Genomic DNA, 12,774 nt, shown 5'->3' on the forward strand with positions numbered 1-12,774 from the left:
GATGCGGGGCGGGCGGGTATCGAGAAATTAGTAAATTTGTGCTCATGAACCTTAAAAAACCTAAGGCTGGCAAAAGGTTAAGCGGGGGACGGGAGCAAGGACGGTGCCAAGTGGCGGGAGGCCCTGACGGGCGGGGACTGGGCGTTGTGCGAGGGTAGTGCGGGGGCCCCGTCGTGGTGCGTGATGCACGATAGCCGGGCATGCCGGTGGCGGGCAATTGCAGTGATGGCGGGGCAAGCCCGCTCCCACGCTGGTGATGTTCGCAGCATTGTTCCCTGCGCGATAGCGCAGTCCAACGGACTGGGCGATCGGCTACATCGGCAACAACCGGTCCTGGATCACCTCCTTCATCACTAGCGTCGAGCTCAGGCGTTTGACATTGGGAATGCTGGTCAGCTGTTCGTCGTACAGCTTCTGGAACGCCGGCAGGTCCTTGGCCACCACATGCAGCAGGTAATCCGGATCGCCGAACAGGCGCTGGGCCTCGACGATCTGCGGGATTTCCCCGAGCGCCGCCTCGAAGTCCGCCACCGGCTGGCGGGTCACTTCGCGCAGGGTGACGAACACCAACGCGGCGAAGTTCAGGCCCAGGGCCGCCGGGGCCAGCCGGGCGTGGTAACCGAGGATGGCGCCGGATTCCTCCAGGGCCTTGAGGCGGCGGTGGCAGGGCGACAGGCTCAGGCCCACGCGGTCGGCCAGTTCGGTGACCGACAGGCGTCCGTCTTTTTGCAGCTCGGCAAGGATCTTTCGATCGGTTCGATCCATGGGGAAGAATCTTCCAGTGTTTGGTTTGATTTGGGGAATATACGAAAGAAAATCCCCGGGCGATATCCGTAGTCTTTCTTTCACCGAAACCTGCGTGAAAGGAAGGGTCGATATGACCATGAGTGTGTTGGCGGCGTTCTGGGCCGTTTCCCTGCTGTTCGTGATCACCCCCGGTGCCGACTGGGCCTATGCCATCTCGGCCGGCATGCGCGGGCGCTGGGTGGTGCCGGCGGTGGCCGGCATGCTGTCCGGGCATTTTCTCGTCACCCTGGTGGTGGCGGCCGGGGTCGGCAGCCTGCTCGCGGGGCATCCGCTGGCGCTGACCCTGCTCACCCTGGCCGGCTGCCTCTACCTGCTGTGGCTGGGCGGCAACCTGCTGTTGAGCCCGGCGGTGCCCGAGGCGGGCGAGGGCGGCGAGCGCGACTCGGGGTCGCGCTGGGCGTTCAAGGGTTTGTGCGTCAGTGGGCTGAATCCCAAGGTCTTCCTGCTGTTCCTGGCGTTGCTGCCGCAGTTCACCGACCCGCAGTCGAGCTGGCCGTTGCCGTTGCAGATCCTGCTGCTGGGGCTGGTGCACCTGGGCAGCTCGCTGGTGATCTACCTGATGGTCGGCTACGGCGCCAAGGCCGTGCTGCGCACTCGGCCCGCGGCGGCGCGGGTGGTGGGACGGTTGTCCGGCGGCGTGATGATCCTGATCGCCGTGGAGCTGATTGCCGGGCAATTGCGCTGAACCTGTCAACGGCGGCGGCTTGGGCTATGCTGACGGCCCTCATGAATCGGAATCGCCAACCATGAAATACGCCGCCGCACTCCTGCTCAGCCTGCTTCCACTGCTGGCCCATGCCGTGCAGACCGGGGAACCCCTCGCGCCCTGGACCCTGCTCGACCAGTACGATCAGCCCTACAGCCTGGGCAGCGACACCCGCATTCTGCTGGTCGCCCGCGACATGGACGGCGCCAAGCTGGTGAAGGCGGCCCTGGCCGAGCAACCCAAGGGCTACCTGGAGGCACGCAATGCGGTGTTCGTCGCGGATATCCAGCGCATGCCGGCGCTGATCAGCAAGCTGTTCGCCATCCCGGCCATGCGCGACTACAGCTACCGGGTGCTGCTGGACCGTGAAGGTCAGGTAGCCACTCGTTATGCCGGGGAGGAGGGCAAGGTGCTGTGGCTGTCGCTGGACAAGGGCGTACTGGTCGGACAGAAGACCTATGCCGCTGCCGATGACCTGAAAGCGGCGCTGGAGCAGGCCAGCCACTGAACCGAAGGCCCCGCGACGGGGCCGTCAGCGACAGTGCGGCAGACTCAGGAAAACGCCTGGCGCATCAACTCAGGCAACACTTCGCCCGCCTTGCCGGCCAGCGCGAATTCCCGCGCATGCCCCTCGCTCGCCGGCTGCGGATTGACATGCACCACCGTCGCCCCCGCCGCCAGCGCCAGCCGTGGAATCGAGGCCGCCGGCTGCACCACGCCGGACGTTCCCACCGACAACAGCACATCGCATTGCTGCGCGGCGTCGAACGCCCGCTCCAGCGTCTGCTCCGGCAACATCTCGCCGAACCACACCACCCCGGGCCGCAGCGGCCCGGTGCAACGGCTGCAGCGCGGTGGCTCGATGCGCCGGCCTTGCAGGGCGTCCTCGGGCAGGGCCACAGGCCCGTCCGCCGGGCGTGAGCAGTCCAGGCAGCGGAACGCGTCCAGCCGCCCATGCAAATGCAGCACATCCTGGCTGCCGGCGCGCTCGTGCAGGTCGTCGACGTTCTGCGTCACCAGGGTCAGCTTCGGCACCCGCGCCGCCAGCGCGGCGATGGCCAGGTGGGCGGGGTTGGGCGTGGCCTGGGCGATCCCGGCGCGGCGCATCTGGTACCAGCCCCAGATCAGCGCCGGGTCAGCGCGAAAACCTTCGGCGCTCGCCAGTTGCGCCGGGTCGAAGTGCTCCCACAACCCGGTCAGCTTATCGCGGAAGGTGGCGATGCCGCTTTCCGCTGAGACGCCGGCGCCGGTGAACACCACCACATGGCGGGCCTGGGCGAGCAAGGTTGGATCGAACGGCATGGGGGCTCCAGGACGACGGGGCGAGGGCGTCACTGTGCCAGTGGGGTGCGAAGGCGACAAGCACTGGGGGCTTGACCTCGACTTAACCTGAGGTTTGATACTCGGCCGCTCATTCCATCGACGGAGCGATACCATGACCCAGCCAGCCGCCTTCGCCCTGAGCAACCCCGAAGGCCTCTACGACCCCAGTGGCAATGCCTATTCCCATGTCGCCGAAGTGCGTGCCGGCAGCCGCCTGCTGTACATCGCCGGGCAGGGCGGCGAGGACCTGCAGGGCAACCTGTCGGCGCGTTTCGACGAGCAGGCGCGCCAGGCCCTGGTGAACCTGAAGATCGCCCTGGCCTCCCGCGGGGCCACCCTCGAGCACGTGTTCAAGCTCACCTTGCTGGTGGTCGACCATTCCGAGGCGCGCCTGAGCCAGTGGGTGGCCGAGGCCGAGCGCGCCTGGGGTGGCAGGATGACGCCGACCTGCACGCTGATTCCGGTCCCGCGTTTGGCGCTGGACGGGATGCTGGTGGAAGTGGATGCGGTGGCGGCGCTGCCTGAGGCGTGAGCGATCGGCCCTGCACAATCCCTGTAGGAGCGTGCAAGCCCTGGCCCACGGTGGACTGATAGACTCGCGATTTGCCAATCGATCGAGCCTGCGCCATGACCGTCCCTGTCGAACTGCACCAGACCGGCCCCGAGCACGCCGAACTGGTGCGCAACCTCTACCAGTTCTATGCCTACGAGTCCTCCGACTGGGAGCAGGAGGACGTCGAGGTGGACGGGCGCTTCTACATCCACGAGCCGCACTTCGCCCGCTACTGGCAATCCCCCGGCTGGAGCGCCAGCCTGATCCTGGTGGACGGCTTCATCGCCGGCTTCATGCTTGTCGAGCGCAGCGAACTGCCCGGCATCGAGGCCTGCGAACTGGCCGACCTGTTCATCCTCAAGAAGTACCGCCGTCAGGGCGTGGGCCTGGCGGTGGCGCGCCAGACACTGTGCCAAGGCGACAGCGACTGGCTGGTGCGTTGCTATCCCGGGGATGCCCCGGCCCTGGCGTTCTGCCAGGCAGTGCTGGCGGACCTGCCGCGTGCGGTGCGGGAGATCACGCTGGATGACGAGCCGCCACTGCGCAACTTTCTGGTGACCCGGCAGCGGCACTGACGCTCCCGCAGAATTTTTGTGACGCACCTCACAAAAACCCTGCGTCGAGCGGCATAATGCCAGCACTTCGTTATTTCGGACTGTTCCGACGTACGGTCCGGAGGTTTCCTATTCCTGCAGTGAAGGATTCAGGTCATTCCCATGCCGCTCGCCGCCAATCCCGACATGATGTACCGGTTGTTGATCCAGAGCGTGGCGGACTACGCCATCTACCAGCTTACCCCCGAGGGTATCGTCGCCAACTGGAACCCGGGCGCGCAGCGGGCCAAGGGCTACCAGGCCGAGGAGATCATCGGCCAGCACTTCTCGGTGTTCTATACCGACGAGGACCGCCATGCCGGCCTGCCGGCGCTCAGCCTGGACACCGCGCGCAACGAAGGACGCTTCCAGGCCGAAGGGCTGCGCCAGCGCAAGGACGGTTCGCACTTCTGGACCAGCGTGGTGATCGAGCCGATCAAGGATGAGCACAGCGGTCAGCTGATCGGCTATGCCAAGATCACCCGCGACATGTCCGAGCGCCGCCAGCATGAGCTGGAGCTGCTCAAGGCCAAGGAGCTGGCCGAGCAGTACAGCCAGGAGATGACCACCCTGTCGCAGTTCCTCGACTCGGTGATTGCCAACATCCCCGCCAGCGTCATCGTCCAGGACCTGCAGAGCCAGCAGATCCTCCTGGCCAACCAGCAGGCCGAGCGCCTGTTCGGCCGCCAGGGCACGCGCATGGTCGGCCAGTTGCCGGGCCAGTGCCTGGTGCCGGCGGCCGTCGACTACCTCGAACAGCAGCTGGCGCGCGGGGCTCGCAGCACCAAGGGCTACGCCGCCGAAACCCGGGTCGACACCGCCATGGGGCCGCGCACCCTGCGCAGCCGTGCCACGCTCTGCGACAACCGTGAAGGGCAGGGGGACTACGTGCTGTTCGTCGCCGAGGACGCCACCGAGGAACTGGCCGCCCATGCCCAGATCCACCACATGGCCCACCACGACGCCCTGACCGGGCTGCCCAACCGCACCCTGTTCCACGAGCGTCTCAAGCAGGCGCTGCTGCGCGGCGAGGACAGCGGCAAGCTGACCGCCGCCTTGTGCCTGGACCTGGACAACTTCAAGAACATCAACGACACCCTTGGCCACGCTTTCGGCGACAAGCTGCTGCGCGCTCTGGGCAAGCGCCTGCGCCGCGAGCTGCGCGAGCACGATACCCTGGCCCGGCTCGGTGGCGACGAGTTCGCCGTGGTGCTGTCGGGCCTGGAGACTGGCGATGCGGCGCGCAATACCGCCCAACGCCTGATCGAGGCGATCTGCCCGCCGTTCCACATCGAAGGGCATCAGTTCAGCGTGGGGGTGAGCATCGGCGTGGCGATCGCGCCCGACGACCACGACCAGGCCGAGCAGTTGCTGGGCTACGCCGACATGGCCCTGTACGAGGCCAAGCGCAATGGCCGCAACCGTTACGAGTGCTTCCATGTCGAACTGGATGTCGCCGCCCGCCAGCGCCGCCTGGTCGAGACTGATTTGCGCACCGCGCTGCACCTGGGCCAGCTGCAACTGCACTACCAGCCGGTGGTGGACCAGCAGAGCGCCAGCGTCACCGGCTACGAGGCCCTGCTGCGCTGGGAGCACCCGAGCCGCGGCATGATCATGCCCATGGACTTCATCCCCATCGCCGAAGAGACCGGCCTGATCCATGAGATCGGCGCCCGGGCGCTGAACCTGGCGTGCCAGGAGGCGGCCAGCTGGGGCACCGAGCAGACGGTGTCGGTCAACCTGTCGGCGGTGCAGTTCAAGAACGCCAACCTGGTGCACACCGTGGCTCTGGCCCTGGCTGACTCGGGGCTGCCGGCCACGCGCCTGGAACTGGAGATCACCGAGTCGGTGCTGCTGGGCAACAGCGAGGAGAACGTACGCACCCTGCGGGCATTGAAGGATCTGGGTGTGTCGATTTCCCTCGATGATTTCGGCACGGGGTATTCCTCGCTCGGCTACCTGCGCTCGTTCCCGTTCGACCGGATCAAGATCGACAAGTCGTTCGTCCACGACATGTGCGAAAGCCGCGAGGCGATGTCGATCATCCGCGCCATCACCGAGCTGTCCAACAGCCTGATGATCAAGACCACGGCCGAAGGGGTGGAGTCGGCCGAGCAGATGGAGCGTCTGCTGGCGGAGGGGTGCTCGCATTTCCAGGGTTATCTGTACGGCCGGCCAGCGCCGGCGAGCGAGCGTTTGACGCAGGTGCTGCCGCGAGCCTGACAGGGGGGCTGCGCGCTCCTACAGAGGCCATGCAGCGCTTAGGCAAAAGTGGTCGATCAGCGAACAAAATGTACCAGTTGGACCACAAGGCTTTGTCGCGCCCACGGGATCTCTTCTAGAATCCGGCCATGCCCCGGCACCATGCCGGGGCCATCGCCCGAGAGCCTCATGAGTTCCAGTTCTCCGCTGTCCGGAGTCAACCAGCCGCTGCGCGGCATCGCCCTGGTGGTGGTGGCTACCTTCCTGTTCGCCAGCCACGACGCGCTGTCGAAATTCCTCGGTGGGATCTACCCGATCATCATGGTGGTCTGGGTGCGTTACCTGGTGCACACCTTGCTGATGGCCGGGATCTTCCTGCCCAAGGCGGGCCTGGCGGTGCTGCGTACTCGTCGGCCGTTATTGCAGACCCTGCGCGCGCTGAGCCTGCTCAGCACCAGCCTGCTGTTCACCGCCGGGCTGCAGTACCTGCCGCTGGCGGAGGCGACCTCGGTCAACTTCCTCGCGCCGGTGCTGGTCACCGCACTGTCGGTGCCGCTGCTCAAGGAGCGGGTGACGCCTGGCCAGTGGGCGGCGGTGGTGCTGGGGTTCATCGGGGTGCTGGTGGTGGTGCATCCGGGCGGGGCAATGTTCACCCCGGCCATCCTGTTTCCCTTCGGCTCGGCGCTGGGGTTCTGCTTCTACCAGTTGCTGACGCGCAAGCTGGCGGCCCACGACAGCCCGACCACCAGCAACTTCTACGCAGGGTTGTGCAACACCCTGATCCTGACGGCATTGATGCCGTTCTTCTGGCAGGCGCCGCAATGGCCCCATATGCCGCTGATGCTGGCGCTGGGCGGCTGCGGAATGACCGCGCACCTGTTACTGACCCAGGCGTTCCGCCATGCCGCGCCGGCGTTGCTGGCGCCGTTCAGCTATTGCCAGATCGTGTTCGCCGGGTTGCTGGGGCTGGTGGTGTTCGGCCAGGTGCCGGACGGCACGAGCCTGGTCGGCATCGCGGTGATCTGCCTCAGCGGGCTGGGGGCGGCCTGGATGCAGCGACGGGCCTGAGGGGTAAGCCTTTAACCCGCACCCTGCTGTTTGCGATAGGCCCCCGGCTGCACGCCGACCGCCTTGGCGAACGCCCGGGTGAACGCCGCCACCGACTGATAGCCCGCCTGCGCGCCCACCTGTTCGACGGTATTGCCCGCCTTGAGCAACTGGCAGGCATGGCGCATGCGCAGCGCCAGCAACACTTGCCCGGGCGACTGCCCGGCCAGTTCATTGAAGCGCTTGAAGAATGCCGAACGCGACAGCCCCGTACAGGCGGCCATGCTTTCCAGCGTCCAGGGCTGTCCCGGCTCCTCGATCAGGCGTTCCAGCAAGCCGGCGAAGGCCGGCTGGCGGGCGAGGGCGACCAGGCCACCGAGTGACAGGCCGGCATGCACCTGCTGGCGCAACACGTAGAGGAACAACAGGTGCGTAAGGCGTTCGAGCAGCGCCTGCGAAGGTTGCGGGCGTCGGCATTCCTCGAGGATCAGCCCGAACAATGCCCGCGCCGCGCCGGCGGCTGGGTCGTTGGCGCGCAGCAGGATCCAGTCCGCCAGCCCGTCGACGATCAGCGACGACAACCCCGACTGGAAGTGGAAGAAGCCGCACACCAGCCCCACGCCGTCCCCGGCTTCCAGATCCAACGCCTGCATGCTCCGGCGCGGCTGGGCGCAGGCATCGGCGGCATGCTCGTCGCCGGACAGTCGATAGGCCAGGTCGCGCAACAGGAACACCGCATCGCCGCTCTCCAGGCGCAGCGGCTGCGCCTGGCCATCGATATGCAGCCAGCAATGGCCCTGCACCACCAGGTGGAAACTGGCCCGGCCCATACCTTGGGTGCTCGCGTGCCAGCCGCCGCAGTAGCGGCCGACATGGAACAGGCTGGCGTCGAGCTCCAGGCTCTCTAATAACCAATCGACGAGGGGGCTGGAAGAAATCATCTAATGCAAGGACTCTGGAGCAAGGAAAGGCGACTGATGAATATGGATGCTACTTCTTATAACCAACAGACTGTAGCGACCTACATCAAAGGAGACCACTCCATGTCCGCGCGCATCACTCTACACAGCCTGCAGACCGCTCCGGAAGCCGCCCGCCCGTTCCTTGAGAACGCACAGAAGAACTCCGGCTTCATCCCCAACCTGCTGGGGATCCTGGCCAACGCCCCGGCGGCGCTGGAAACCTACGTCACCGTCTCGGCGCTCAACGGCAAGTCCGAGCTGACCCTGGCCGAGCGCGAAGTGGTGCAACTGATCGCCGCCACCCAGCATGGCTGCGATTTCTGCGTCGCCGGCCACACCGCCGTGGCGCTGAACAAGGCCAAGCTGCCCCAGGAGGTGGTCGATGCCCTGCGCGCCCGTGGCGAACTGCCCGATGCCCGCTACGAGACCCTGGCCGCCTTCGCCCGTGAGGTGATCGCCACGCGTGGCAATGTCTCCGACGCCACCTACCAGGCGTTCCGCGATGCCGGTTTCAGCGAAGGCAACGCCCTGGAAGTGATTCTCGGGGTGAGCCTCGCAACCCTGTGCAACTTTGCTAATGTGTTCGCCCAGACGCCGCTCAACGACGAGCTCGGCAAGTACCGCTGGCAGCCTTCGGCCTGATCGGGGCCTGATGCCGGCGAGCCCGGCGTTTCAACAGGAGTAGGGACATGCTTGATCATGCATTTCGACATTGGCTGGATGCCAATGCCGAGGCCATCGACCAGGGCCAGTGCGATCCACACCTGGTGCTGGCGCATATCGCCGAATCGCAACTGCTGCGCATCGGCGTCGACCCGGGCCTGGGCGGCTCGGGTGGCGACGTCAGCGCGGCGGTCGAGGCCATCGCCGCCATCGCCAGCCGTTCGCTGGCCGCGGCCTTTGTCTGCTGGGGCCAGCGCGCCTTCATCGAATACCTGCTGCAAAGCCCCAACCGGGCGCTGTGCGAACGGCTGCTGCCCGACCTGCTGAAGGGCGAACTGGCCGGGGCCACCGGCCTGTCCAACGCCATGAAGTTCCTCTCCGGCATCGAGGCCTTGCAGGTGCGTGGCCGCGCCGCGAGCGACGGCTGGAACCTGGAGGGGCGCCTGCACTGGGTGACCAACCTGCGCAAGCGCGGCTTCGTGGTGGCCGCGGCCATCGAGGACGACGCCGGCGGCGCGCCGTTCGTGGTCGCCATCCCGTCGAACGCGCCGGGCCTGGAGCGCTCCGACGACCTGCAGCTGATGGGCCTGCAATCGAGCAACACCGCGGCGCTGGCCTTCCACCAGGTACCCTTGGCCCGCGACTGGCTGCTGCATGACAACGCCCGTGTGTTCCTGCCCAGGGTGCGTCCGGCGTTCCTGGCGCTGCAGTGCGGCATGGCCATCGGCCTGGCTCGCCGCGCCCTTGAGGAGGCACAGGCACACCTGCAGGGGCGCGGCGCGTTCCTTGATGAGGCCCGCCAGGTGCTCGCCGAGCGCTTGGAGAACACTGTCGCCGAACTCAAGCAGGGGCTGCTCGACGACCGTTTCCAGAGCCAGCCGGCCGCCTTGTTCAAACTGCGCATCACCCTCGCCGAATGCGCCGCCGACGCCGTGCAGCTGGAGCTGCAGGCCAGCGGTGGCAAGGCCTACCTGACGGCCTACGGCGAGGGCTTTGCCCGCCGCTGGCGCGAGTCGGCGTTCGTGCCGATCGTCACCCCGAGCCTGGTGCAACTGCGCGCCGAGCTGCAACGCCAGGCGGCCTCTGCATGACCGAGGTGCTACTCGAAGCCCGCGACATCAGCCTGGGCTACCCGCGCGAGGGTGGCTGGCAGGCGGTGCTGGAGCAGTTCGACCTGGCGCTGGCGCCGGGGGAGGTGGTCAGCATCCTCGGCCCCAGCGGGGTCGGCAAGTCCAGCCTGCTGCGCGTGCTGGCCGGCCTGCAGCAGGCCCGTGGCGGTAGCGTGCAGTTGCGCGGCGAGCCGTTGCAGGGGCCGCATCCGCGACTGGCGGTGGCATTCCAGGACCCCAGCCTGCTGCCCTGGCTGAGCCTTGAGAAGAACGTCGCCTTCGGCCTCGACTTCGCCCTCCAGCCCAAGCTGCCGGCGGCCGAGCGGCGCGCACGGATCGACCACGCCATCGACGCGGTGGGCCTGGCTCACGCCCGTGGCCAGTACCCGGCGCAGCTGTCCGGCGGCATGGCCCAGCGCACCGCGCTGGCCCGCTGCCTGGCGCGCCAGCCCGAGGTGCTGTTGCTGGACGAACCCTTCGGCGCGCTGGACGAGGTGACCCGGGCCGACATGCAGCAACTGCTGCTGCAGCTGATCGCCACCCACAACACTGCCGCCGTGCTGATCACCCACGACATCGACGAAGCCCTGCTGCTGTCCGATCGCGTGCTGCTACTGGGCAACCACCCGGCGCGCACCCTCGGCCAGTGGCACATCGACCTGCCGCAGCCGCGCGCGCAGCGGGTCGAGGAACTGGGCGCGCTGCGCATCGAGATCCTGAAAACCCTTCGGCGGGCAAGCCGCACAGCCGAACCCACTCCATCCCCCTTGCCCTCGGAGGCTGTCCATGTGCATGGATGACTGCTGTTCCACGACGTCCCGTCGCGATTTTCTCAAGCTGAGCGCCATGCTCACCGCCGCCGGCGCCGTGCCGCTGCTGTCGAGCCTGCAGGCCCGCGCCGCCGCCGAGCCGGACGCGCCGGTGCGCATCGGCTACCTGCCGATCACCGACGCCACGCCCTTGCTGGTGGCGCACAACAACGGCCTGTTCGAGGCCGAGGGCATCAAGGCCGAGCGCCCGGTGCTGCTGCGCAGCTGGGCACAGGTGATCGAGGCGTTCATCTCCGGCCAGGTCAACGTCATCCACCTGCTGTCGCCGATGACCGTGTGGGCACGCTATGGCAGCAAGGTACCAGCCAAGGTCGTGGCCTGGAACCACGTCGGCGGCTCGGGCCTGACCGTGGCCCCGGACATCACCGAGATGAAGCAGCTCGGCGGCAAGACCGTGGCCATTCCGTTCTGGTACTCGATCCACAACGTGGTGCTGCAGCAGATGCTCGGCGACAATGGCCTCAAGCCCGTGTCCAAACCGGCCGACGCGCAACTGGCGGACAACGAGGTCAACCTGCTGGTGCTGCCGCCGTCGGACATGCCGCCGGCCCTGGCCAGCAAGCGCATCGCCGGCTATATCGTCGCCGAGCCGTTCAACGCCCTGGCCGAGAACTTAAAGGTCGGCCGCGTGCAGCGCTTCACCGGCGATGTCTGGCGCAACCATGCCTGCTGCGTGGTGTTCATGCACGAGCATGACCTGAACAATCGCCCGGAGTGGTCGCAGAAGGTAGTCAACGCCATCGTCAAGGCCCAGCAGTGGACCCGCGAGCACCGCGCCGAGGCCGCCGCGCTGCTGTCCAAGGCCGGCCCCAACAAGTACACCCCGCACGAGCCGGCGGTGCTGACCAAGGTGCTGGCGCCTTCCGCCGAAGACCGCGCCGGCTACATCGCCAGCGGCGCGATCCAGCACCAGCAGTGGGACGAGAAGCGCATTGACTTCCAGCCTTACCCGTTCCCCAGCTACACCGAGGAACTGGTCAAGCGCCTGAAGAACACCCTGATCGTCGGCGAGAGCGATTTCCTCGCTGGCCTGGACCCGGCGCAGACTGCCCGCGACCTGGTGGACGAGCGCTTCGTGCGCAATGCCATCGCCGCCGTTGGCGGCCCGGCCGCGTTCGGCATCGCCGAGAACTTCCAGCGTAGCGAGGAGTTCGCGGTCTGATGCGCAGGCATGTCGTGCATGGCGCCCTGGGCCTGGCGGGCCTGGCGGCGCTGCTGTTGCTGTGGTGGGCGGGCGTGCGCCTGTTCGGCGCCGCCGATGGCCTGTCGGCGCGCTTCGCGCCCCAGGCCACGCTGCAGAGCCTGGTGGAGCTGCTGGGGCAGGGCGAGGTCTACGGGCATATCTGGGTGAGCTTGAAGCGCATCCTCATCGGCCTGCTGCTGGCGCTGCTGATCGGCGTGCCGCTGGGCTTGCTGGTGGGCAGCTACCGGCACCTGGAGGCGGCGACCACGCCGGCGTTCCAGTTCCTGCGCATGATTTCGCCGTTGTCGTGGATGCCGGTGGTGGTGATGCTGATGGGCGTGGGCGACCAGCCGATCTACTTCCTGCTGGCCTTCGCCGCGCTGTGGCCGATTTTGCTCAACACCGCCGCCGGAGTGCGTCAGCTCGACCCGCGCTGGCTGCAGTTGAGCCGCAGCCTCAGCGCCACGCGCTGGGAGACCTTGTGCAAGGTGATCATCCCTGGGGTGATCGGCCATGTGCTGACCGGCGTGCGCCTGGCCATCGGCATTTTGTGGATCGTGCTGGTGCCGTGCGAGATGCTCGGGGTCAGCGCCGGGTTGGGTTACTTCATCCTCGATACCCGCGATCGGCTGGCCTACTCGGAGCTGATGGCGATGGTGCTGCTGATCGGTGTGTTGGGGTTCATGCTCGATGCCCTGGCGCGCGGGCTGCATCGGCGCTGGGTGCATGCTTGAAGCCTGTAGGAGCGGCCTTGTGCCGCGAAAGGGCTGCGTAGCGGCCCCAGGATTTCGGTATT

The 12,774-nt window shown here is 67.1% G+C and carries 14 protein-coding genes; 11 read left to right on the top strand and 3 right to left on the bottom strand.

Annotated elements, in window-relative coordinates; translation table 11 throughout:
- Positions 1-312: 312 nt before the first annotated feature.
- Positions 313-765, bottom strand: a complete 453-nt coding sequence (locus HU735_RS14585; protein ID WP_186714075.1) for an Lrp/AsnC family transcriptional regulator — start codon at positions 763-765, stop codon at positions 313-315.
- A gap of 112 nt (positions 766-877) precedes the next feature.
- Between HU735_RS14585 and HU735_RS14590 the strand changes: the two genes are divergently transcribed.
- Together HU735_RS14590 and HU735_RS14595 are read left to right on the top strand one after the other, a co-directional pair.
- A complete protein-coding gene (locus tag HU735_RS14590) occupies positions 878-1,492 on the top strand; it encodes a LysE family translocator (RefSeq protein WP_186714076.1) in 615 nt (204 codons plus the stop codon).
- 61 nt (positions 1,493-1,553) lie between these two features.
- Positions 1,554-2,021: an FAD/FMN-containing dehydrogenase gene (locus tag HU735_RS14595; protein ID WP_186714077.1), complete on the top strand. Its 468-nt coding sequence runs from the start codon at positions 1,554-1,556 to the stop codon at positions 2,019-2,021.
- Positions 2,022-2,065: 44 nt separating this feature from the next.
- Here HU735_RS14595 and HU735_RS14600 read toward each other — a convergent pair whose 3' ends face one another.
- Complete coding sequence (locus tag HU735_RS14600; protein ID WP_186714078.1) at positions 2,066-2,815, bottom strand: NAD-dependent deacylase; 750 nt, start codon at positions 2,813-2,815, stop codon at positions 2,066-2,068.
- Positions 2,816-2,948: 133 nt separating this feature from the next.
- Here HU735_RS14600 and HU735_RS14605 point away from each other — a divergent pair, with 133 nt between their 5' ends.
- From HU735_RS14605 to HU735_RS14620, 4 genes are all read left to right on the top strand, one after another.
- Positions 2,949-3,368, top strand: coding sequence for a RidA family protein (locus tag HU735_RS14605; RefSeq protein ID WP_050706097.1), 420 nt, complete (start codon positions 2,949-2,951; stop codon positions 3,366-3,368).
- A gap of 95 nt (positions 3,369-3,463) precedes the next feature.
- Complete coding sequence (locus tag HU735_RS14610; RefSeq protein WP_186714079.1) at positions 3,464-3,964, top strand: GNAT family N-acetyltransferase; 501 nt, start codon at positions 3,464-3,466, stop codon at positions 3,962-3,964.
- A 141-nt stretch (positions 3,965-4,105) separates the two neighbouring features.
- Positions 4,106-6,205, top strand: a complete 2,100-nt coding sequence (locus HU735_RS14615; RefSeq protein WP_186714080.1) for an EAL domain-containing protein — start codon at positions 4,106-4,108, stop codon at positions 6,203-6,205.
- Between the two features lie 168 nt (positions 6,206-6,373).
- Positions 6,374-7,252, top strand: a complete 879-nt coding sequence (locus HU735_RS14620) for a DMT family transporter (protein WP_186714081.1) — start codon at positions 6,374-6,376, stop codon at positions 7,250-7,252.
- 11 nt (positions 7,253-7,263) lie between these two features.
- Here the strand turns inward: HU735_RS14620 and HU735_RS14625 are convergent, their stop codons facing one another.
- Positions 7,264-8,172, bottom strand: a complete 909-nt coding sequence (locus tag HU735_RS14625) for an AraC family transcriptional regulator (protein WP_186714082.1) — start codon at positions 8,170-8,172, stop codon at positions 7,264-7,266.
- Between the two features lie 102 nt (positions 8,173-8,274).
- Here HU735_RS14625 and HU735_RS14630 point away from each other — a divergent pair, with 102 nt between their 5' ends.
- The 5 genes from HU735_RS14630 to HU735_RS14650 are packed head-to-tail and all read left to right on the top strand — an operon-like array spanning position 8,275 to position 12,712.
- Positions 8,275-8,835: a carboxymuconolactone decarboxylase family protein gene (locus HU735_RS14630; RefSeq protein WP_186714083.1), complete on the top strand. Its 561-nt coding sequence runs from the start codon at positions 8,275-8,277 to the stop codon at positions 8,833-8,835.
- A gap of 47 nt (positions 8,836-8,882) precedes the next feature.
- Entirely contained in the window at positions 8,883-9,947 is a 1,065-nt protein-coding gene (locus HU735_RS14635) for an acyl-CoA dehydrogenase family protein (RefSeq protein ID WP_186714084.1), read from the top strand.
- The gene (locus tag HU735_RS14640; RefSeq protein WP_186714085.1) at positions 9,944-10,765 is read left to right on the top strand and encodes an ABC transporter ATP-binding protein; all 822 of its coding nucleotides are present in this window, start codon (positions 9,944-9,946) and stop codon (positions 10,763-10,765) included. Before HU735_RS14635 ends, HU735_RS14640 begins: the two co-directional genes overlap by 4 nt.
- On the top strand, positions 10,752-11,957 hold the full coding sequence (locus tag HU735_RS14645; RefSeq protein WP_069017216.1) for an ABC transporter substrate-binding protein: 1,206 nt from the start codon (positions 10,752-10,754) through the stop codon (positions 11,955-11,957). Before HU735_RS14640 ends, HU735_RS14645 begins: the two co-directional genes overlap by 14 nt.
- Complete coding sequence (locus tag HU735_RS14650) at positions 11,957-12,712, top strand: ABC transporter permease (RefSeq protein WP_186714086.1); 756 nt, start codon at positions 11,957-11,959, stop codon at positions 12,710-12,712. The genes HU735_RS14645 and HU735_RS14650 overlap by 1 nt, the downstream gene beginning before the upstream one ends.
- The last annotated feature ends 62 nt before the right edge of the window (positions 12,713-12,774 follow it).

This window comes from Pseudomonas sp. BW16M2, from assembly GCF_014268865.1.
Taxonomy (GTDB): domain Bacteria; phylum Pseudomonadota; class Gammaproteobacteria; order Pseudomonadales; family Pseudomonadaceae; genus Aquipseudomonas; species Aquipseudomonas peradeniyensis.